21 protein-coding genes are annotated in these 20996 nt (G+C 73.9%); 12 read left to right on the top strand and 9 right to left on the bottom strand.

Annotated elements, in window-relative coordinates; all coding sequences use genetic code 11:
* Positions 1-57: 57 nt before the first annotated feature.
* Positions 58-2874: a penicillin acylase family protein gene (locus tag ACF1BH_RS08795; RefSeq protein WP_391641728.1), complete on the bottom strand. Its 2817-nt coding sequence runs from the start codon at positions 2872-2874 to the stop codon at positions 58-60.
* Positions 2875-3100: 226 nt separating this feature from the next.
* Here ACF1BH_RS08795 and ACF1BH_RS08790 point away from each other — a divergent pair, with 226 nt between their 5' ends.
* From ACF1BH_RS08790 to ACF1BH_RS08780, 3 genes are all read left to right on the top strand, one after another.
* Positions 3101-3673, top strand: a complete 573-nt coding sequence (locus ACF1BH_RS08790; protein WP_391641727.1) for a hypothetical protein — start codon at positions 3101-3103, stop codon at positions 3671-3673.
* A gap of 486 nt (positions 3674-4159) precedes the next feature.
* Positions 4160-4990 (top strand): 3-keto-5-aminohexanoate cleavage protein, encoded by an 831-nt coding sequence (locus tag ACF1BH_RS08785; protein ID WP_391641726.1) that lies wholly within the window; start codon positions 4160-4162, stop codon positions 4988-4990.
* 124 nt (positions 4991-5114) lie between these two features.
* Positions 5115-6554: an amidase gene (locus ACF1BH_RS08780; protein WP_391641725.1), complete on the top strand. Its 1440-nt coding sequence runs from the start codon at positions 5115-5117 to the stop codon at positions 6552-6554.
* An 80-nt stretch (positions 6555-6634) separates the two neighbouring features.
* Here the strand turns inward: ACF1BH_RS08780 and soxR are convergent, their stop codons facing one another.
* On the bottom strand, positions 6635-7189 hold the full coding sequence (gene soxR, locus ACF1BH_RS08775) for a redox-sensitive transcriptional activator SoxR (protein ID WP_391641724.1): 555 nt from the start codon (positions 7187-7189) through the stop codon (positions 6635-6637).
* Between the two features lie 309 nt (positions 7190-7498).
* Between soxR and ACF1BH_RS08770 the strand changes: the two genes are divergently transcribed.
* On the top strand, positions 7499-7960 hold the full coding sequence (locus ACF1BH_RS08770) for a MaoC family dehydratase (protein ID WP_391641723.1): 462 nt from the start codon (positions 7499-7501) through the stop codon (positions 7958-7960).
* A 174-nt stretch (positions 7961-8134) separates the two neighbouring features.
* Here ACF1BH_RS08770 and ACF1BH_RS08765 read toward each other — a convergent pair whose 3' ends face one another.
* Complete coding sequence (locus ACF1BH_RS08765; protein ID WP_391641722.1) at positions 8135-8764, bottom strand: TetR/AcrR family transcriptional regulator; 630 nt, start codon at positions 8762-8764, stop codon at positions 8135-8137.
* Positions 8765-8930: 166 nt separating this feature from the next.
* Here ACF1BH_RS08765 and ACF1BH_RS08760 point away from each other — a divergent pair, with 166 nt between their 5' ends.
* Together ACF1BH_RS08760 and ACF1BH_RS08755 are read left to right on the top strand one after the other, a co-directional pair.
* Positions 8931-9620: a TetR/AcrR family transcriptional regulator gene (locus tag ACF1BH_RS08760; RefSeq protein WP_391641721.1), complete on the top strand. Its 690-nt coding sequence runs from the start codon at positions 8931-8933 to the stop codon at positions 9618-9620.
* A gap of 56 nt (positions 9621-9676) precedes the next feature.
* On the top strand, positions 9677-10720 hold the full coding sequence (locus ACF1BH_RS08755) for an urea transporter (protein WP_391641720.1): 1044 nt from the start codon (positions 9677-9679) through the stop codon (positions 10718-10720).
* A 150-nt stretch (positions 10721-10870) separates the two neighbouring features.
* On the opposite strand, the gene ACF1BH_RS08750 is transcribed toward ACF1BH_RS08755, so the two are convergent.
* Positions 10871-11482, bottom strand: coding sequence for a TetR family transcriptional regulator (locus ACF1BH_RS08750; RefSeq protein ID WP_391641719.1), 612 nt, complete (start codon positions 11480-11482; stop codon positions 10871-10873).
* Between the two features lie 199 nt (positions 11483-11681).
* On the opposite strand from ACF1BH_RS08750, the gene hmgA reads away from it, so the two are divergent.
* A complete protein-coding gene (hmgA, locus tag ACF1BH_RS08745) occupies positions 11682-13022 on the top strand; it encodes a homogentisate 1,2-dioxygenase (RefSeq protein ID WP_391641718.1) in 1341 nt (446 codons plus the stop codon).
* 16 nt (positions 13023-13038) lie between these two features.
* Positions 13039-13788 (top strand): GntR family transcriptional regulator, encoded by a 750-nt coding sequence (locus tag ACF1BH_RS08740; RefSeq protein ID WP_391641717.1) that lies wholly within the window; start codon positions 13039-13041, stop codon positions 13786-13788.
* 18 nt (positions 13789-13806) lie between these two features.
* On the opposite strand, the gene ACF1BH_RS08735 is transcribed toward ACF1BH_RS08740, so the two are convergent.
* Complete coding sequence (locus ACF1BH_RS08735; protein ID WP_391641716.1) at positions 13807-15168, bottom strand: MFS transporter; 1362 nt, start codon at positions 15166-15168, stop codon at positions 13807-13809.
* Positions 15169-15382: 214 nt separating this feature from the next.
* Between ACF1BH_RS08735 and ACF1BH_RS08730 the strand changes: the two genes are divergently transcribed.
* On the top strand, positions 15383-16621 hold the full coding sequence (locus ACF1BH_RS08730) for a type ISP restriction/modification enzyme (RefSeq protein ID WP_391641715.1): 1239 nt from the start codon (positions 15383-15385) through the stop codon (positions 16619-16621).
* A 152-nt stretch (positions 16622-16773) separates the two neighbouring features.
* On the opposite strand, the gene ACF1BH_RS08725 is transcribed toward ACF1BH_RS08730, so the two are convergent.
* The 4 genes from ACF1BH_RS08725 to rpmB all read right to left on the bottom strand — a co-directional run bounded on the left by ACF1BH_RS08725 (position 16774) and on the right by rpmB (position 18969).
* Positions 16774-17037, bottom strand: a complete 264-nt coding sequence (locus tag ACF1BH_RS08725) for a hypothetical protein (RefSeq protein ID WP_078654008.1) — start codon at positions 17035-17037, stop codon at positions 16774-16776.
* Positions 17038-17288: 251 nt separating this feature from the next.
* On the bottom strand, positions 17289-18098 hold the full coding sequence (locus tag ACF1BH_RS08720) for an SGNH/GDSL hydrolase family protein (RefSeq protein ID WP_391641714.1): 810 nt from the start codon (positions 18096-18098) through the stop codon (positions 17289-17291).
* 329 nt (positions 18099-18427) lie between these two features.
* The gene (gene rpsN / locus ACF1BH_RS08715; RefSeq protein WP_391641713.1) at positions 18428-18733 is read right to left on the bottom strand and encodes a 30S ribosomal protein S14; all 306 of its coding nucleotides are present in this window, start codon (positions 18731-18733) and stop codon (positions 18428-18430) included.
* Complete coding sequence (rpmB, locus tag ACF1BH_RS08710; protein ID WP_391641712.1) at positions 18733-18969, bottom strand: 50S ribosomal protein L28; 237 nt, start codon at positions 18967-18969, stop codon at positions 18733-18735. The genes rpsN and rpmB overlap by 1 nt, the downstream gene beginning before the upstream one ends.
* A 64-nt stretch (positions 18970-19033) precedes the next feature.
* Here rpmB and rpmG point away from each other — a divergent pair, with 64 nt between their 5' ends.
* The 3 genes from rpmG (at position 19034) to ACF1BH_RS08695 (ending at position 20728) form a co-directional block, all read left to right on the top strand.
* Entirely contained in the window at positions 19034-19198 is a 165-nt protein-coding gene (gene rpmG / locus ACF1BH_RS08705) for a 50S ribosomal protein L33 (RefSeq protein ID WP_391641711.1), read from the top strand.
* A 100-nt stretch (positions 19199-19298) separates the two neighbouring features.
* Complete coding sequence (locus ACF1BH_RS08700) at positions 19299-19565, top strand: type B 50S ribosomal protein L31 (RefSeq protein WP_391641710.1); 267 nt, start codon at positions 19299-19301, stop codon at positions 19563-19565.
* Positions 19562-20728: a CobW family GTP-binding protein gene (locus ACF1BH_RS08695; protein WP_391641709.1), complete on the top strand. Its 1167-nt coding sequence runs from the start codon at positions 19562-19564 to the stop codon at positions 20726-20728. The genes ACF1BH_RS08700 and ACF1BH_RS08695 overlap by 4 nt, the downstream gene beginning before the upstream one ends.
* Positions 20729-20996 lie beyond the last annotated feature (268 nt).

The raw sequence follows: 20996 nt of genomic DNA, 5'->3' as shown, positions 1-20996 counted from the left end.
GACGCCGGTCCGGGGCACGTGCCCCGGACCGGCGTCCGCCGTGTGTGCGCCCGCGGGTCAGCGGTGCGCGGGGAACTCCACCACCTGCTGGTAGGTGGGACGGTTCTGCCAGCTGATCGCGGTGTGGGTCAGACCGCCCACGGCACGGTGGATGATCGCGTCGGAGCACCACTGGTCGCCGGCCTTGCAGCTGTCGTCGCCCGGGTAGACCTGCTCGCCCGTCTTCCCGGTCGCCTCGCGCAGCGTGTCGAGGAGGGTGTCCCGGCAGGCGGAGAGGTCGCCCTTGCCGCAGAACGGCCGGGCCAGCGGCGCCTGCACCTTGTCTCCGAGGACCGTACGCAGGTCCTTGTCGACATAGCTCCACCAGCCGTACTGGAACGCCGATCCGGCGTGCGCCCCGGTCGGGCCGTGGCCCGCCGACGGCGACTCGTCGACCGCGAGGTTGGCGGTGAGCGCCTTGTAGAGGTCGCCGCCCAGCTCCGGCGCGAAGGCGCCCTTGACCAGCAGCGGCCACCAGGCGTCCAGCAGCCGGACCGCGTCGGGGTGGGTGTAGGTGTGCGATCCGGCGGCGGTCTCCCGGCGCTGGGAGCCGTCCCGGCGCCACGAGTCGAGCTGCTGCACCGCCTTCTTGAGCTGCGGATCGGTGACCGGCTCGCTCTGCAGCACCCGCAGCAGCTCGGGCAGCACGTCCTCGCCGCGCAGATCGGTGACGGCCGCCTCGGACATCGCCCGGGTCAGCGAGGCGCGGGTGACGCCGCCCTCGGCGGTGAGCGCCGCGACCCGGTCGTCGAGGAGGTCGGCGCGGTGCACCGGGCCGTTGCCGAAGCCCGCCGAGTCGTAGTCGGCGGCCTGCTTGTTGTTCCAGGAGACGTAGTAGTCCTGGTTGACCGACTGCGGATGCTCGGCGGGCGGGGTGTAGTCGGTGAGGTTGTTCTCCGGCCGGTAGCCGCGCCACTCGTACTGCGGTTCCGCCTTGATCGGCAGCGCCGGGTCGACCTTCGGGTTGCGGACGGGGTTGAGGCCGCTGTTGTAGTACGCGATGTCGCGGGAGTCGGCGTAGAACCAGTTGAAGGCGTAGCCGATGTGCTGCGCGGCCTGCTGGAACGACTGCGCGTCATGCACGTACGAGGGGTCGTTGAGCATCTGGAAGCCGATGATGGAATCGGCCTCGTGGCGGTAGGTGGAGCGCAGCGCCGTATAGGCGACGGGCTTGCCGCCGATGGTGGCGCGGTGGGTGACGGTGCCGTACTTGGTGCGGAAGACCTGCATCCGGTACGAGCCGGCGGCCGTCGGGTCGGCGATCGTCGGCTTCCAGGAGTTGGTCCGCTCCAGCTTCTCCATCGGCACGCACTCACCGTGGTAGCGGTAGGCGACCGAGTCCTTGGTGGCCGGGGAGCCGTCGGTGTTGCAGAGGTCGACGGCGTAGGTGTCGGTGATGTCCTGTCCGGCGGAGGTGGCGCTCCAGGCGTAGTCCTGGCCGCGGCCCAGCTGGATGTACATGCCGACGCCGGCGAAGGAGGCGCCACGGGCGCTGATGCCCGGCCCCTGGATCTCCTGGAGCATCAGCAGCTGCGGGGCGAAGTAGCCGGTCTGCGGGCCGAAGACGGCGACCGGGTGGCCGCTGGCGGTGCGCTTGCCGGAGACCAGCAGCGCGTTGGACATGCCGCGGTGCTGGGTCGGGTCGAAGGCGCCCTTGGGCAGCACACCGTCCTTGAACAGCCCCTCCAGCTTCCGGTACTTGGCGGGCGCCTCGACCGGCTCCTGTGCGGGCTTCTTGACGCCCGCCGCGCCGCTGCGGTCGTACACCAGCGGTTCGGCGGTGACCGATCCGGCGTCCGGCAGCGCGGTGCCCTCGGCCTCGGCGGGCTTGACCGCGTACGGGAAGCTCTGGCCGTCGTGGAGGGTCTTGGTGGCCTCGGGGTCGTTGCGCTCGCGGAAGGACTCCCAGAGCGCGGTGCCCTTCTCGACGCCGTACTTCTGCTGCGCGGAGAGCAGTGCGAGGGCCGACGGCACCTCGCCGCCGCCGCCGTTGCCGAAGAGCCCGCCGACGACGGAGGCGAGGGCGATCAGGTCGGTGAGCTTGAAGGGCTGGATCTCCCCGGCGTTGGTGATCGCGTCGACATGGCCGGTGAGCACGTACTCGCCGGGGAAGTACCGGCCGTTCTTCGACTGTTCGCGGTAGGCGTTGATGCCGTCGACGTACGCCTGGGCGTCGTCCATGGCCTGCTTGCCGCGGGCCCCGTTGGTGTCACGGATCCGGTCGACCTGCGCCTGGAGATCGGCCTCGGTGTACGGCGCCTGGGGCCAGAACTCCTGCTCCAGGCCCTGGTTGGCGAGGGCGCCGCCGGCGAACGAGGTCAGCTCGCCGCGTCCGATGTGCCGGAAGAGGTCCATCAGCCACAGCCGGTCCTGGCCTGCGGCGTAGCCCGCGCCGAACTCGGTGCCGTAGCGGGTGGTGCCCTTGATGTGCGGGATGCCGGTCTTCTTGTCCCGGGTGATGGTGACGTCGTCACGCGGCGCGGTGACCTTGTCGACCTGGTCCTTGGGCACGCCGAAGGAGGAGTCGTTGAAGAAGTCGGTCAGGGTGTCGTCGGTGAGCGACCTGTAGCCGCTCGCCAGGGCGCCGTACGGGGCGAGTTGGTCGTCGGAGTGCTTGGGGTGGGTGCCGAAGACCTTGCTCGCCAGGATGTCGGCGAGGGTGGCGTTGCCCGTCGCACCCGGCGGCAGGATGTCGGCGCACTGGCCCTGGCAGTAGTCGGAGTCCTCGGGACCGTCGGCGGCGGTCGCGATGGGGGGCGGTGCCAAGAGCGTGGCACCCAAGGCGAACAGGGCTGCCGCGGCGGCGGTCCTGAGCCTTCCGGTACGTCGTCGCATTCCTGCTCCTCGGGAGGCGGGTGGGGCCGGACGTTACCGCTGGTTACCTCCCCACGGGAAGATGAACAACAGTCACCTTTTCGTATCCCTCACCGGACACCCCCGACGACCACCACCCCTGCCGCCCCACACCGGGGAACCGCAAGAAAATTCGAGGGATCCGGGCGGCCTTCCGGTGCGTCCCTTCCGTGTCCAGTCGGGTCCTCCCCACGGAGGTGGGATGAATATGGCCGGTTTCAGAGCTTTCGCCGCACAGGTCCGCGATCCGCGGCTCCTCGCCACACGGCGCCGCACCGCCCTGCGCAAATGCCTGGAGCGCTTCGCCCCCTACGGGCACCGCGCCACCTGGCACCACCTGTGCACCCGGGCCGGGATCGCCCCGCAGGACCGGAACCCCGACCCCGCACGCCTGCTCGCCGCCCTCGCCGAACTGGAGGAGGCCCGCGCCCTCTGGCTGGCGTACGAGGCGGAGTGCGTCGCGCGGCGCCGCCGGGAGAAGCGGGACGGCATCCGGCAGCCCGGCGCGCTCGACGCCTGGCACCGGCGCACCCGGGGCGGCTGCGAGATCGTGCCGTGCGCGGCGCCGCACCGGCACCCGGCGGCGCCCCTCGCGGCGGTACTGCGCACCGTCATCGCGGCGATGGAGTCCGGACGGCTCCGGCACGACTGCCCGGTGTGCAGCTCCACCCGCTTCCGCCCGCTCACCGACACGGACCGCCGCGCCGCCGGACCGGTCTGCGCGGACTGCGGCGTGATCCCCCCGGCCGCCGTGCCGCTCCTCGACAAGACAGCGTGCTGAATCGGGCGCCCGACCCGATGCCGGTGTACGCGGCTCTCTCGCGGCGGGATGCGCGGCCGGTGCGGACGGACCGGCGGGCCGGTCGTGGTGGCGATGCTTCACGCGCAGCGGGCGCCCGGCGGGTGCCGGGCGCCCGCTGCCTGCATTCACCTGCTTGATATCACCTGCCTGGTTTCAGGTGCCTGGGACTGCGTCGGCTTCGCTCACCTGCGCGTCCGCTCACGGCAGTGCGGTTGGGGCTTCTCGTGTCCGGGCTTCTCGTGGTCGGCCTTCCGGAGGGTGATGACGGCCGTCGTCTCTTCGTCCGGGTGGTCTCGCCGGTGCGCCCCTGACGGGCACAGCCGGCGAAGGGGGCCCGTTCGGGGGAGAGAGGGAGCCGGACCGGCACATGTCTCGATGCCTCACCGGCTGCCCGAACACTCCTTTCCCCGCGCGGAGTTCGCACCCTCCACAGGCGTTGTCAGACCCCTGTGCCAGCATCGGGGCATGACTCAGGTCGCTCTCAACGGAGCCCGCACCGCGGCGGATTCGGCCGCGGTGCCGCTGTCGCCGGCCGCGCTGGCCGAGGCCGCGCGGCGGGCGGTGGCGGCCGGGGCCACCTCCGTCCACGTCCACCCCAAGACCCCCTGCGGGCAGGACTCGCTCTCGCCCCGGGTGGTCACTCCGGTCCTGGAGGCGGTCCGCGCGGCCGTGTCCGTCCCGGTCGGGGTGACGACGGGCGCGTGGGCCGAGCCCGATCCGGCACGGCGGGTGGCGCGGATACGCTCCTGGCCGCTGCTGCCCGACCACGCCTCGGTCAACTGGCACGAGCCCGGCGCCGAGCAGGTGGCCGCCGCACTGCTCGCCCGGGGCGTGGCGGTGGAGGCCGGGATCTGGTCCGGCACCGCCGGCGCCGCGCGCTTCGCCCGCTCGCCGCTGCGCCCGCGGGTGCTGCGGGTGCTGGCCGAGGTCACCGACACCGATGCGGCGACGGCCCCGGCCACGGCCCGGCGGTTGCTGGCCGCGCTCGGCGCCGCCCGGCACGGCCGCCCGGTGCTGCTGCACGGCGAGGAGGGCGGCGCCTGGCCGGTGCTGCGGCTGGCGCTCCGCCTGGGCCTGGCCACCCGGATCGGCATCGAGGACACCCTGCTGCTGCCGGACGCCACCCCGGCCCGGGACAACGCCGGACTCGTCGCCGCAGCAATGGAGTTGGCGGCGATCGAGACGCCCTCGGGCGTACCGCGGGCGGGCGGGGGCTCCGCTCCGGGCACCGCCCGGGAGGCGATATCCGACGGCGGCACCCCCAGCGGCTCCCCGGACGCCGCTCCCGGCGACTGAGTCACGGCGGAAGCCGCCCCCGCCGGCGCCACAGGCCGGCGGCACCACCCACCGACAGCCGCACCCTCGTCCATCCGCGCCGCACGGCGCGCGGGCCCGCGGCACGGCCCAGAAGGGGAACACCATGGCCGAACTGCACGATCTCACCGCCCTCGCACAGGCCCGCGCCATCAGGGCGGGCGACCTCTCCCCCGTCGAGCTGACCGAGCACTACCTCGACCGCATCGAGCGGCTCGACGACACCGTCGGGGCGTTCCTCACCCGCACCCCGGAGATCGCCCGTGAGCAGGCGGCGGAGGCGGAGCGGACCGCCACCGCCGCCCGGCGTGAGGACCGCCCGCTGCCGCCGCTGCACGGCGTCCCGGTGCCGGTGAAGGACCTCAACCAGGTCGCCGGGGTGCGCTGCACCATGGGCTCACTCGCCCTGGACGACCGGACGGCCCCCGTCGACGACCATGTCGTCACGCTGCTCCGCGCCGCCGGCACCGTCCTGCTCGGCAAGACCAACACCCCCGAGTTCGGCCTGCCCTGCTACACCGAGAACAGACTCGGGCCCCCGGCCCGCACCCCGTGGGACCTCGACCGGTCGGCGGGCGGCTCCAGCGGCGGGGCGGGCGCCGCCGTCGCCGCCGGGCTGGCGCCGCTCGCCCACGCCTCGGACGGCGGCGGCTCGATCCGCATCCCCGCCGCGGCGTGCGGCCTGTTCGGCCTCAAGCCCAGCCGCGGGCGGGTCAGTCCCGGCCCGGTCCTCCGCGATGTCACGGGCCTGAGCACCTCCGGCCCGCTGGCCCGCACGGTCGCCGACGCCGCGGCGCTCCTCGACGTCCTGGCCGGACCGATGCCGGGGGACACCTTCACCGCGCCCGCCCTGCCGCCGGGCGAGACGTTCTCCGCATACGTGGGGCGCGATCCCGGGCGGCTGCGGATCGGCGTCCTGACCGGGGCGCCGATGCCGGGCGCCGAGGTCCACGAGGAGTGCCGGCGGGCGGTCGCCGACACCGCGGCGCTGCTCAGCGGCCTCGGCCACCACGTCGAGGAGGTGTCGCTGCCCACCGACGACGCCCTCCCCGCCCACTTCAGCCGCATCTGGTCGGTGACCGCCGCGAACCGCCCCGTGCCGCCCGGCCGCGAGGAACTGCTGATGCCGCTCACCCGCCATCTGCGCGACCGCGGCGCCGCGGTCTCCGGCCCGGAGTTCGCCGCGTCCCTCTACGCCCTGCAGCAGGTCGGCCAGACCGTCGCCGATGTGCTGATGCCGCCCGGCGGCTACGACCTCCTCCTCTCCCCCACGACCGCGATGCCCCCGCCGAAGATCGGTGAACTGCGCAACGACGGCGACCCCGAGGCGGAGTTCGCCGCCATCAGCGCGTACACCCCCTTCACCGCCCTCTACAACACCACCGGCCAACCGGCGGTCAGCCTCCCGCTCCACCAGACCCCCGAGGGCCTGCCCGTCGGCGTGATGCTGGCGGGGCGGTACGGCGAGGAGGCCGGGCTGATAGCGGTGTCGGCGCAGCTGGAGAGCGCTCGCCCCTGGGCGGGGCGGAAGCCGGCGATCTGGTGAGACACCCGCTCGCGAGGGCCGCACCCGGTGACGCGGGCGCAGCCCTCGCCGCGCCGGGGCCGCCCGGCCCGGGCACGGTCTCACCCCGCCGTTCCCTCCCCCGGCTCGCACCGCCCCGGGGCACCGTCCGCGCAGCCGCCCGCGGCGCCGCCGGACGGTGCTCCCGGCGCGGGCGTCCCCCGGTCCACCCGCAACCGCTGGGCGCCGGGGCCCTGTTGGCCGAGGTTGTCGTACGGGTTGGAGAGGGCGCAGCGCTCCAGGGAGAGGCAGCCGCAGCCGATGCAGTCGGTCAGATGGTCACGGAGGTCGACGAGTTGGCCGATGCGTTCGTCGAGTTCGGCGCGCCATGCCTCGGAGAGGCGGGCCCAGTCGTCGCGATTGGGGGTGCGTTCGTCGGGGAGTTCGGCGAGGGCGTCCCGGATCACCGCGAGGGGGATGCCGACCCGCTGGGCGGCGCGTACGAAGGCGACGCGGCGCAGGGTGTCGCGGGTGTAGCGGCGCTGGTTACCGGCCGTGCGGGTGCTGGTGATCAGGCCCTTGGTCTCGTAGAAGTGCAGTGCGGAGACGGCGGCGCCGCTGCGCGCGGAGAGCTGGCCGACGGTGAGTTCATGGACCTTGAAGGGAAGCTGGGGCACGGGCTCAGCCTAGGCGGAGTGAACCGGTCCCGGGCGGCCCTCCGCCGGGCCCCTGCCGGACCAGGGCGCCCGGGCCGGCCGCGTACCCGCCGCCGGACGCGTCCCGCGGCCCGACGTCGTCCGCCCGGCCCGGCCGCGCGCCACCCCGCCGAACCCGGCCCGGCCTCCGCCGTTCCGTTGACAGCGGCACGCACACTCCGCATGCTGAGCAAGCGCTTAGCGCATGGATCAGGCAGTGCACGGTCAGCGGCGACGGGCGTCCGGCAGGGCGCGGTCCGGCGGCGCGGGAAACTTCAGGAGGCGGACAGGATGGCTGAGCCCCGGGTGTTCGGATCGCTCGACGAGCTGCGGGCCGCGGTCGGCGAGGAGCTGGGTCCCAGCGACTGGCTGGAGATCGATCAGCGGCGGATCGACCGGTTCGCCGAGGCCACCGGCGATCACCAGTGGATCCATGTCGACGCGGAGAAGGCGGCGGCCGGTCCGTTCGGCACCACCATCGCGCACGGCTATCTGACACTGTCGCTGCTGCCCGCCCTCGTCCCGCAGCTGATGCGGGTCGACAACGTCGCGATGGGCATCAACTACGGCACCAACAAGGTCCGTTTCCCCGCGCCCGTGCCGGTCGGCTCGCGGGTGCGGGCCACCGCGCGGATCGCGGAGGTCACGGAGGTGCCCGGCGGGGTGCAGCTGACGACGGCGGTGACGATCGAACGCGAGGGTGGCAGCAAGCCGGTGTGTGTGGCGGAGTCGGTCAGCCGGTTCACCTTCTGAGCCGGAGCCCGGACCGGGCCGGGCGAGACCGAGCGGGGCCTAGCTGCGCCAGCCCGGGCCGGGTGCGGCGGCACGGGGAGCGCACGGCGCCCGACCCGCGCACGCCGCACCGCCCGTCACCCCGGGACACCGTGTCCCGGGGCCCGTATCACCGGGCCCGTCACCCCGAGGCCGTCACGCCACCTCCGCGCCCACCATCCGCAGCACCAGCCCCGCGTAGAGGACGCCGACCTCGTCGGGGGTGCGGCGGCCGTCGGCGGTGAACCAGCGGGCGACGTCCACGCAGAGCGACAGCACGGCGAGGGTGGTGCCGGGGACGTCGTCGGCGCGGAACTCGCCGGAGTCCGCGCCGTCCTGGATGATCTGGCGCAGCAGCCGGTCGGTACGGCGGCGCAGCGCGGTGATCTCGGCGTAGTGCTCCGGGCCGAGCGCCTGGAGTTCGTACTGGATGACCCGGGCGGTGGTGTGGTGCTCGGCGTGCCAGCGGACGAAGGTGCGGACGGCTCCGGCGAGCCGTTCGGCGGCGCTGCCGTCGGCCGCGGCGGCCTCGCCCATGATGGCGAGCGCCTTCTCGTGGCCGATGCCGCTGATGCGGTAGAGCAGTTCTTCCTTCGTCCGGTAGTGGATGTAGAGCGCGGCGGGGCTCATTCCGGCGCGGCCCGCGATGTCGCGGGTGGTGGTCGCGTGGTAGCCGCGTTCGGCGAACGCCTCGACGGCGGCGCGGACCAGGCGCCGCGCGGCGTCCGGGGTCACATCGGCCCACTCGTCGCCGGCGCCCGCCGCCTCCCGTGCCTCCGCATCCATCGCACACCCCGCTTCTCCTCCGCCACGGACCCTCCACGGACGGACCGCACACCTTACCGCGCGGGTGAGCGGACGCTTAGCACATGTCCGCGGGGCGTCGTGGGGCGGCCCGCGATGCCGGTCGGCGCCGCCGGTCAGCGGCGGGGCGGCCTCGTACCATGGGCGCATGGCCCGCCCCCGCAAGCCTCTGCTGAGCCGCGCCCGGATCGTCGACGCGGCGTTGGCGCTCATCGACGCGGAAGGGCTGGCGGCCCTCTCCACCCGACGGCTCGCCGCCGAGCTGGGGGTGAGCGGCCCGTCCCTCTACAACCACTTCCCCACCAAGGACGCACTGCTCGACGCGGTGGCCGACACGGTCATCGCGCAGGTCGACGTCACCGCCTTCGCGGACGGTGACTGGCGGACCGGGCTGCTGGGCTGGGCCCGTTCCTACCGCGCCGCGCTCGCCGCGCATCCGCACATCGTGCCGTTCCTCGCGCAGGGGCCCGGCCGCCGTCCGGCCGGTCTGAGGATGGCGGACGCGGCGTTCGGCGGGCTGGTCGACGCGGGATGGCCACCGGCCCAGGCGACCCGGGTCTGCGCGATGGTCCGCTACTTCGTGGCCGGTTCCGCGCTCGGCTCGTTCGCCCGCGGCTTCGTCGACGATCCCGGCGCGTACGACCCCGACACCTACCCTCACCTCGGCCAGGCCCATCTGCTGGCGGAGCACCGACGCCGGGTGGACGAGGGCGCGTTCGAGGCCGGGCTGCTGGCGCTGGTCGACGGGCTGGCGCTGCACCATCCGCAGGTGGGCCCGGGGGCCGGCAGCCGTTCCGTACCGGACGCGCCCCCTCGGCCCGGCCCGCACAGCCCATAGATGTAGAGTGCACCAGCCTCTGACCGGCAGGGGCATTTCGGGCACTTGGAGGCATCGTGGGTCAGCGGGACACGAAGGAGGGGGCCGCACCGCAACCGGAGGCGGCGCCCCTCGGCAAGCTGTGGAACTTCGTGCTGGCGGTGCTGCGCGGCCAGGCGCAGGTCGACTTCCTGCCCCACGCCCTCACCGGCGCGATCTTCGCCGTCGCACTCTTCGCCTCCGGCTGGCAGTACGGCGTCTACGGCCTGCTCGGCACCGCGGTCGGCACCGCGACCGCGCGACTGCTGGGCGTCGCCCGGGACCGGATCACCGCCGGTTTGGAGGGCTTCAACGCCTGCCTGGTCGCGGTCGGTTTCGCCGTCTTCCTCGGCGCCGGCCACCTCTCCACGGCGCTGCTCGCGCTCGCCGGGAGCGCGGTGGTCACCGTCGTCACCGGCGCCGCCTCCCGGGTCCTGTCGACCTGGGACCTGCCGACGTTCACCCTGCCGTACTGCCTGATGGCCAGCTCCATGACGATCGCGGCGCCCGGCTTCGAGCGGATCTGGCACAACGGCGAGGGACTCGCCGCGCTGACCCACCCGGCGGGCGGTCCCACCACGCTCAGCTGGACCGATCTGTGGCACGCCTTCTTCGCCGACTTCGCGCAGATCTTCTTCATGCCGCAGTGGTACGTGGGCCTGATCTTCCTCGTCGGCATCTTCGTGGCCAGCCGCCGGGCCGGGGTGATGGCCTGCATCGGCAGCGTGGTGGGCATCTTCACCGCCTGGGCGCTGGGCGCGCCCGCCGCGGATGTCGCCGAGGGCACCATGGGGTACAACGCGGTGCTGGTGACGATGGCGCTGTGCGGGGTGTTCCTCGTCGCCGACGCCTGGAGCCTGGGGTACGCGGTGGTCGCGGCGGCCACCGCGACGTGCCTCAGCTCGGCGATGGCGGCGCTCTTCGCCCCGTCCGGCGGCCACACCTTCACCTGGCCGTTCGTCCTCGTCTCGCTGGTCTTCCTGGTCGCCGCCCCGGTCTTCCCGCGGCTGCGCCGCCCGGACGCGGCGGCGCCCGCCGACACCGCGGACGGCGCGCCGACGCCGGTCGCCGCGGCGGCCTGACGGACGGCGGGGCGGGCTCAGCCCCGGCGCTCCGGTGCCGGGGCGCCGCCGGTTCTCAGGTCACGAGGGTGAAACGGATACCTGGGCCGGAGCGGGGCCAGGGCGACCGCTTCCCCCGGGCCGCCCGCGCGGCGCCGGACCGGCGCCGGCTCACCCGTCGAGATACCGGGCCAGGTAGCTGCGCAGCAGCTCCTTCGTCTCGGTGACGATGCCCGGATCACCCTCGGGGGCGACCCGGAAGGCGAGTTGGAGGAGGGAGTCGGCCGCCTCGACGCCGACGAGGAAGGCGGTGCGCAGCCGTGCGTCGGTGGCGTCCAGCGCGAGGGGCGCGGCGAGCAGCCCCAGGAGACGGTCGGCGACCGCGTGGTTGGCCTGGCGGGAGTCGCGCGGCGCCGGGACGGTGAACTCGACGAGCGCGAAGCCCGGGACCGTCCGCTTCATGGCGAGGTACTCGTCGACGACCGCGTCCATCGCGCCGCGCCAGCCGCCGGGGGCGTCCGGGGCTGCCAGCCGGGCCGTGATGCGGTCGGCGTAGGCGTCGAGGTTGCGCCCGGCGAGCGCCTCGGCCATGGCGCGCTTGTGGGGGAAGAAGCGGTAGACGGAGCCGATCGGCACCCCGGCGCGCCCGGCGACGGCGCGGGTACTCAGGCCCTCGTAACCGCCCTCCTCCAGCTCCTCGGCGCAGGCGTCGAGGATGCGGGCCAGGCGCTGGGCACTGCGGCGCTGGACGGGGACGCGGCGGAGCGGGGTGGGCTGCTGCACCCCTCCATCCTGCCCGGCGAGCCGCGAGGTGACCGGAAGTCACCCGGATGGCCGCACACGGCGGCGGGTGACGGGCCGCCGGAGGTGCAGGAAGACCGGATCCGGCCACCCCGGCCGGGAGTCTCCGTTGACGCCCCTCCCCGCCAATCCTAAGGTTCCCCATAGGATTCCAGGATTCCCTGAGCGGCGGGAGCGTGCGATGACAGGTACGGGCACGGAGCGGACGGGCGCGACGGCCGGGGAGCCGACCCTCGCGTACCTCACCGGATTCGGGAACGAACACAGCTCCGAGGCGGTGCCCGGCGCACTGCCCGAGGGCCGCAACTCCCCGCAGCGCGCGCCCCTGGGCCTCTACGCCGAGCAGCTCAGCGGCTCCGCGTTCACCGAACCGCGCGACCACAACCACCGGTCGTGGCTCTACCGCATCCGCCCCTCGGCCGCCCATCCGCCGTACACCCGCATCGCCCGGCGCGGGGTGCGCTCCGCGCCGTTCACCGACTGCGTGCCGGACCCCAACCGGCTGCGCTGGGACCCGCTGCCCGGGCCGCAGGAGCCGACCGACTTCGTGGACGGCCTGTGGACGCTCGGCGGCAACGGCGACGTGACGCAGCGCACCGGTATGGCGGTGCATCTGTATCACGCCAACTCCTCCATGACGGACCGGGTGTTCGGCGACGCCGACGGCGAACTGCTGATCGTGCCGGAGAGCGGCGCGCTGCTGCTGCACACGGAGTTCGGCGTGCTGCGCGCCGCACCGGGCGAGGTCGCGCTGATCCCCCGCGGCGTCCGCTTCCGCGCCGTACTGACCGGCCCGCACGCCCGCGGCTACGTCTGCGAGAACTACGGCCGCCCCTTCCAGCTCCCCGACCTCGGCCCGATCGGCGCCAACGGCCTCGCCAACGCCCGGGACTTCCGCGCCCCGGTCGCCGCGTACGAGGACACCGAACGGCCCGTCGAGGTGATCAACAAGTTCTGCGGCAACCTCTGGAGCGCCACCTACGACCACTCGCCGCTCGACGTCGTCGCCTGGCACGGCAACCACGTCCCGTACGTCTACGACCTGCGCCGCTTCAACGTCATCGGGTCGATCAGCTACGACCACCCGGACCCGTCGATCTTCACCGTCCTCACCTCGCCGTCCGACACCCCGGGGCTGGCCGGGGTGGACTTCGTGGTCTTCGCACCGCGCTGGCTGGTCGGCGAGGACACCTTCCGGCCGCCGTACTTCCACCGCAACGTGATGACGGAGTACATGGGCCTGATCGAGGGCGCCTACGACGCCAAGGCCGGCGGGCGGGGCGGGTTCGTGCCCGGCGGCGGCTCGCTGCACAACATGATGTCGGCGCACGGACCGGACCGGGAGACGTTCGAGCGGGCCGGCGCCGCGGAGCTGGCGCCGCAGAAGATCGACGACGGGCTTGCCTTCATGTTCGAGACCCGCTGGCCGCTGACGCTGACCGATCAGGCCAAGGACGCCGACCACCTGCAGCGCGGCTACGACGACGTATGGCAGGGTCTCCAGCGCCACTTCCGCCCGTGACACCGGGGAACGCCCTGTGACGACCTTCGCACCCGACTCGCTCGCGCTGAACCGCAAACTGCCCCTGTGGTACCAGGTTTCGCAGTCGCTGCGCGCCTCCATACTGGGACGCTCCCCCGAGGCGCCGCTGCGGCTGCCGACCGAGGACGCCCTCGCCGCGCACTACGGCGTCAGCGTGCTGACCATGCGCCAGGCGCTGAAGGAGCTGGAGACGGAGGGGCTGATCAGCCGGCACCGGCGGCGCGGCACATTCATCGAGCCGAGCGCCCGGCGCGGCGCCCCGGTGCGGCTGCTCGGTTCGGTGGACGCGATCGTGGCCCAGCAGTCCGGGATGACCTCCCGGCTGCTGGAGCACGGGCCGGTCCCCGTACCTCCGGAACTCGCGGAGTTCTTCCCCGGGTTGCGGGAGGTCGCCGGGTACGTCCGGCTGCGCAGCGACGAGGAGAGCGGCGAGCCGACCAACCACGCCCGCAACTACGTCCACCCCGAGGTCGCCGCCCGCATCGACCCGGCCGACCTGGCGCACCGGCCGATGACGAAGGTGCTGCGGGACACCATCGGCGTGCGCATCAGCCGGATCACCGACACCGTCGAGGCGCGGCTCGCCGACCCGGAGACCGCCCGGCTGCTGCGGGTGCCGCTGCTCAGCCCGATCCTGCACTACACCGGCGTCACCTACGACGAGTCGGGCCGGGCGGTCGACGTCACCCACATCCACTACCGCGGCGACCGGTTCTCCTTCACCGTCACCCTGGACGCCGACTGACCGGGCGCCGCCCGGACGTCAGATGCGCTCCAGGCTGCGGCCGGTGGTCCGCGGGCCGAGCAGCGCCACGTCCAGGCAGAGCAGCACCATCAGCGCCGCCGAGCCGGTGAACACACCCGCCGGTCCCAGATCGGCGAGGACGCCCAGCGCGACGAACGGCAGCACCACCGACGTCAGCCGGGACAGCGAGTACGCGATGCCGATGGCGCTGGAGCGCAGTCCGGTCGGGAAGATCTCCGTCTGGTAGACGTGGAAGGCGTTGGAGAAGACGTTGCTGCACACCGTCAGCAGAACGCCGAAGGCGACGATCGCCCAGGTCGAGGAGGCGAAGCCGAAGGCCAGCCCGGAGCCGGCGATGCCCAGCGCGGAGACGATGATCAGTGTGCGGCGCTCGATCCGGTCGATCAGCGGGACGGAGAGGGCGGAGCCCAGCGGGTAGCCGCAGTAGCTGAGCGCCGCGTAGAACAGCGAGTCGGTGACGGTGTGGCCCTTGGCGGTCAGCACGACCGGCGCCAGCGAGCCGAAGCCGTAGTAGCCGACGGTCTGCAGCACCTGGAAGATCCACCACATGACGGTCCGCCGCCGGTAGGTGCCGCGGAACATCTCCCCCAGCGGCACCCGCCGCTCCGGTACGTCCGCCGTCTCCGGCACCGACGGCAGCGTCCCGCCGTACTCGGCCGCCGCCTCGTCCTCCAGTTGCCGCACGATCGTCTCGGCCTCCGCCTCCCGGCCCCGGACGGCGAGCCAGCGCGGCGATTCGGGCAGACCGCGCCGCATCACCTGGAGGAAGGCGGCGCCCAGCGCGCCCGCGATCAGCAGCCAGCGCCAGCCGTCGATGCCCAGCAGCTGCTCACCGGCGACCAGCCGGGCACCGAGCAGCGCCGCGACCGGGACGCCCAGGAAGCCGACGGTGTACGCGTACGCGAGGTAGCGGCCGCGGACCGCACGGGGCAGCAGCTCCGCGAGGTAGGTGTCGACCAGCACCAGTTCGGCGCCGAGCCCGAGCCCCGCGAGGAACCGCAGCGCGAGCAGCGTCCCGAGGTCCGGGGCGAAGGCGGACAGCAGCGAGAAGAGGGAGTACGCGCCGAGGTTGACGAGGAACATCCGGCGCCGCCCGAGGCGGTCGGCCAGGACCGACAGGACGTTGGCGCCGGCGAACATCCCGAGAAATCCGGCGGCGATCACCCAGGACTTCGCGGTGTGCCCCAGGCCCCACTTCTCGGCGAGGACGGCGGCGAGCACCCCGCCGAGGAAGATCTCGTACAGGTCGAAGAAGGCGCCGACGCCGACGATCAGCGTCATTCTGCGGTGGCGGCGCGTCGGCGGCAGCCGGTCGAGCCGGGCGGCGGTCCGTACACCGGCGACGGCGGTGTCCGTCATGGGCGTTCCTCCTCCGTGCCCGGCCGGGCACGGCACTCCCGCACGTCCGCCGGGCGCACGGCGAGGACCGTACCTGCCGGGACCACCCGGCGGAACCCCGCGTTCAGCTTCTGGCATCCGCCCCGCGCGCGGGGGGCACCGGGGCCCGGGGCGGGAGTCCGCCGCCACGTCCTACGATGCCGGGGTCGGCCGAACGGTCCGGAAGGGGCTTGGTGTGACGGCGAAGCAGGACGCGCCACTGCTGTCCGATCTGCTGCCCTGGTCGGTGCCGCCGCTGCGGCCCGGCCGCGCCTGGGTCACCGGCCCCGATCCGGCGGCGCTGCGCCGCCGCTGGAACGCGCTGGTCGCCGCCGGTGACGCGGCCGAACGCGCCCGGCTGCTCCGCCCCTCGCGCGCCCGGACGCTGCACACCGCCGTCGGGCAGCTGCCCGGTCAGGCCACCGCGACCGGTTCGCTGGCGGACGCCGCGGGCCGCTGCCCCGAGCCGGTGCGGTACGCCCACGGCGGCCACGACCTGCGGTGGCTGCTGCCCGACCACCGGCTGCTCGACGCGGCCCGGCCGGAGCTGTGGCGGGTCGCCGACGACCGGCAGCTCTACGTCGTGGAGTGGACCGCACCGCCGCGCGGCAGCGACCCGCCGCTGCTGTGCACGGCGGTGCTGCCCGACGGACGGTCACCGTCCGGCCGCGGCGGACGGATCCGCCCGCTCCACAGGCGCCCCGGCGGCCACGAACCGAACCTCGCGCCCGGCCTGACCGCGCTGCTCACGGAGCGGCTGGGCCGCCCGGTGGCGGCGGCCGACGTCCTGGCCTGGGCGATGGCGGCGGCGCGGCCCGGCGCCGGTGGCTGCGCGGTCCCGTTGCCCGCGGACGCCGGGCTGTGGGAGCGCGGGGTGGCGCTCGGCGAGCGGCTGGTGTGGCTCCAGACCCGTGGGGCGCACGACCGCGGCGGCCCGGCGGGCACCCGCCCCCGGATGCCGGGCGGCCGCCGCCCGTACGTCCGCGCCCCGCTGCCCGCCCGCGGACTGCCCGCGGACTGCGCGTACGACGCGGACGAGGAGGCGCTGCTGCTCGGCGCCGGGCGGATCGCCCCGGTACCGGCGGGCGCCTGGGCGTACCACGCGGACGGGGTGCGGGTGCTGGAGGCGTGGTGCGCGGCGCGGTCGGCGGCGGCCGGGGCGGACGAGGCGGAGCCGCTGGCGGCGCTCGGGCCGGACGGCTGGCTTCCGGAGTGGACGACGGAGCTGCTGGAGCTGGTCACCGTGGTGGCGCTGCTGGCCGAGGCGGAGCCGGAGCGGGCAGCGCTGCGCGAGGAGGCGGCGCGGGCGCCGGGGATCGGGGTGGCGGAGCTGCGGGCGGCCGGGGTGCTGCCGGTTCCGGCGCGGGCCCGGCGCCCGGCGTCCGTACTCGACCATCAGGAAGAAGGGCCGGGCGGGCAGTTCGCGCTGCTCTGAGCCCGCCGGACATCTGGGCGCGGATACGCAAAACCACCCGTCACGGGCAACGGGTGGTGGGTGGCGGGGCGCCGTCCCGGAGAGGGCGGGCGGGGGGCCGCCGCGCCGCACCGGGACGGCGTGGCCGCCGGGGTGCCGAGGTCAGCTGCGGGTCAGCCGTGGCCGCCGAACAGCGAACGCCGCAGCCTGCGCAGCGGCGCGAACAACGACACCCGTGCGCCGCGGCTGCGCCGCGTACGCATGTGATCACGAGCCGTCAGTTCCTGCATCAGTGACGTCGCGCCCTGCGCCTCACGCTGCGGGATGGCAGGGCCGCCCAGCACCGCGAGGTGACGGTCGAGGCGCGCACTGGACGCGCCGCTTTTGCAGGTGATGGCAGGGACTCGCGCCCTGCTGCGCACTGTTATCTGTTCCATGACTCTCCCCACCCGTACGAGGGCACCCGGCCCCGGGCAGGGTAACCCTATCTCTCCCCGAGGACACACGTGCAGACCGGCCATCGGTTTCACCTGCCTCGCCGTGGTGTTGTCCGACACCCTACGGAAGATCACGGACGAGGGCGCACGGACGGCGAGTTGGCCCCCTGGCGGGACGGGCCGGGCGGGCGACGCGGCGCGGGAGGGCCCCCGACCGGGGAACCCTCCCGTACATCTGAGTGTGCCTCGGGTCAGGCGGCGGAGCGGAAGACCGGCAGGTAGCCGCTCGACTGGCCGGTGGCCGTGGGGTGGTACGACTCGTCGACCGGCACGGTGACGCTGTGCAGCCAGGCACTGCCGGAGCAGAGCTCGTGGCCGCTGAAGGTGGTGTTGACGTCGGCGAAGGCGAAGCCGTGGTTGGCGGCGCGCTTGGCGGTGACGCTGTTGATCTCGTCGGCGGCACCGTTGATGGCGGCGCGGGACTTGTCGGACAGCCCCGCGAGGCAGCTGCCGCCGATCTTGTAGAAGTGCGGGTAGCCGAGGACCACCACGTGGGCGGACGGCGCCTTCTGGGATATCGCGCCGTAGACGCTGTCGAGCTGACCGGGGAGCGTGTTGTCCACGTAGGAGACGGCCTTCGAGACGGCCGTCAGACAGGCGCTCTCGCCCTGGAGGGCACAGGTGGTCATGGTGTCGGCGAAGCCGGCGTCGTTGCCGCCGATGCTGATGCTGACCAGGCCGGTCGATGAGCTCAGCGGGGCGAGCTGCCCGTTCAGCACATCGCCCGTCTTGGCGCCGGAGCAGGCGGTGAAATCGAAGGACGAGGGCGAGTTGGCGGCCGCCCACAGCGCGGGATAGGACTTCGTGCTGCGTTTGCAGGAGCCGCTGGCGCTGTCGTAACTGCCGGCACCGACGCCGGCGGAGTAGGAATCGCCGAGTGCCACGTAGCCGGTGGCGGCCAGCGGCCGTTCGGCCGCGGTGGCGGCGCTCGCGCCGGTGAGCACGAGCGCCATGGTGGCGAAGAGGGCGGACGTCACCTTGGCGACGCGGGACAGTCTCATGGAACCTCCCTGGGGCAGGATCTCTGCCGACTCGTTAGTAGCAGGACTCGCGAGTAACCGGAAGTGCTCATGTCAAAACTCGTAGAGAGTTCACGGCAAGTGCCCCGATTTGTTGAGTCAGTTGTTCGCCCGAGGACATGACTCACGCCACGCCAACCTCATGCGCCCCGCACGCACCGACACTCGGAATCCGTCCGCAAAGCCCCGTTGTGCGCCCCGAGTTCACCGGTGGCCCCGCACGCCGCCGAACGCACGCCGAACGCGCCGCGGTGCCGCACCCGAGGGGTACGGCACCGCGCCCGCCGGGCACGCCGCCCGGCGACGGAGAGTCACCAGGACGACTTGGTGACCCCCGGGAGGAATCCGGCGTGCGCCTGCTGCCGCATCCGCACCCGGGACATCCCGAACTTCCGCAGATACCCGCGGGGGCGCCCGTCGACGCCGTCGCGGTTGCGCACCCGGGCGGCACAGGCGTCGCGCGGCTGGCGGCGCAACTCTGCGGCGGCAGCGGCCCGTTCGGCCTCACCCGAGGACGGGCGCCGGCTGATCTCCTTCAGCTCGGCGCGCCGGGCCGCGTAGCGGGCGACGAGCGCCTTGCGCCGCTCGTTCTTCGCGATCTTGCTCTGCTTGGCCATCAGACCTTCCCTCCCCGCGCGCGGATCCGCGCCACCGCCGCCTCGACGCCGATGACGTCCACCGTCCTGACCGCCCGGGCGCTGAGCGCGAGGCGGATGCGCCGCCCCTCGCTCGGCAGCCAGTAGCGCTTGCGCTGGATGTTCGGGTCGAAGCGGCGGGGGGTGCGGCGGTGTGAATGGGAGATCGCACGGCCGAAGCCGGGCCGGGCTCCGGTCAGTTGGCAGTGGGCGGGCATGAGAGGCGTCACCTTTTCCGTGAGAGGTTGTCGATAATGAAAATCATTCCCATATAGTAGCGGCATGGCTCACCCCGCACTCCGCCCGGTCGTCAAGCTCCGCTCCACCGCCGGCACCGGCTACACCTACGTCACCCGCAAGAACCGCCGGAACGACCCCGACCGCCTCGTCCTGCGCAAGTACGACCCGATCGCCGGCCGACATGTCGACTTCCGCGAGGAACGCTGAGCACGGCGCGCGGCGGCCGGGCACCCGACGCCGCGACGGCCCGCCCGGACCACCGCACCCGCCGAAGAACCCGCACCGACAGAACAGGCAGGAACCCCTCATGAAGCCAGGAATCCACCCCGCGTACGGCCCCGTCGTCTTCCGTGACAAGGCCGCCGGGTTCGCCTTCCTCACCCGCTCGACCGCCACCTCCGACACCACCGTCGAGTGGGAGGACGGCCGCACCTACCCGGTCATCGACGTCGAGATCTCCTCCCGCAGCCACCCCTTCTTCACCGGGCAGACGCGCGTTCTGGACACCGCCGGACGCGTCGAACGCTTCGAGCGCCGCTACGGCCGACGGGACGACCGGCGGGACAACCGATGAGCGGCACCGGTCGCCGCCTCCCCGTCGTCCTCGTCGGCGGGCTGCACGCCGAGGCGCGGCAGGAGGTCGTCCAGCGGCTGCTCACCGAGGTGCCGGACGCCGTCGCCCTCCATCACGACCTCGGCGCCGCGGCCGACGGGACGGTGCTGCGCACTCTCCGCGACGCCGTCGGCGCACTGTCCCGCGACGAAACACCGCTGGTCAACGACTGTGCCTGCTGTGCGCTGCGGGAGGATCTGGTCCCCGAGCTCCGGCGGCTGGCCGACAGCGGGCTGTACCGGCTGGCCGTCGTGGAACTGTGGGACTCCGTGGAGCCGCGCGCGATGGCCGAGGTCGTCGCGGCCCACGGCGGGGACGGGCTGCGCCTGACCACCGTCGTCACCGCCGTCGATCCGGCGCTCGTCCTGCCCGTCCTGTCCAACGGCGACGACCTCGCCGAGGCCGGACTCGCCGCGGCCGCCACCGATCAGCGCACGATCGGCGACACCTGGGCGCGCCAGCTGGAGTACGCGCCGGTCCTCGCCCTCGTCGACAGCCCGGACGCCGATGGAGCGGACCACGCCCTGCTGGCCCAGCTGCACCCGACGGCCCGGCACCTCCCGGCGGCGTCGGGGCTGCTGGTCCGGGCCGCACTCGGTGAGGACGACGGGTTCGACGTCGATGCCGCGGCGGCGGCCCAGCATCCGGCGTGCGCGCTGCTGCCGCAGGAGGCCGACGAGTCCGGCGTCACGACACTGGTCTGGCGCCGCCACCGCCCCTTCCACCCGGAGCGGCTCTACGACGCGCTGGAGGACCTGACGTGCGCCGCGGCCCGCAGCCGGGGCCGGTTCTGGCTCGCCGACCGGCCCGACGCGCTGCTGTCCTGGGACGCCGCCGGGGGCGCCCTGTGCGTGGAGAGCGCCGGACCCTGGCTCGCCTCGCTGCCGGACGCCGCCTGGGACCTGGTGCCACCGGTCCGCCGCGCGGCCGCCGCCCTGGACTGGCACCCCGAACACGGCGACCGCTGCCAGCACCTGGTCTTCACCGCCCCGGGCCTCGACCGCGACGGCCTGACCCGGCTGCTCGACTCCTGCCTCCTGACGGACGCGGAGTGCGCCGGGGGCCGCGCGGCGTGGAAACGGCTCCCGGGAGCTTTTGACGAGCTGTTGGAGCCTGCTTCGTGATGCCGTCGGGGCTGTGCGCTGCGGGCCGGGGCCACCGGGGTCTGCGTTCCGGTGTCGAGGGCTGCGGGTTGATGTGGTCGGGCCCTGTACGGATCGCGGGTTGATGTGGTCGGGCCATGCATGGATGTGGTCGAGCCAGGGCTCCGGGCGGCCGGGCCGGTGCCTGCGGCTGCGGGCGGGGCAGGGGCCTTCGGCTTCGGTCGGGGGCGGGTGGCGGGGCTCCGGGCGGCCCGGGCCGGTGCCTGCGGCTGCGCCCTCGGGTCAAGGC

Source organism: Streptomyces sp. NPDC014733, assembly GCF_043083385.1.
Lineage (GTDB): Bacteria > Actinomycetota > Actinomycetes > Streptomycetales > Streptomycetaceae > Streptomyces.
The sequence above is the reverse complement of the archived record's forward strand: the minus strand, read 5'-3'. Positions and strand labels throughout refer to the sequence as shown.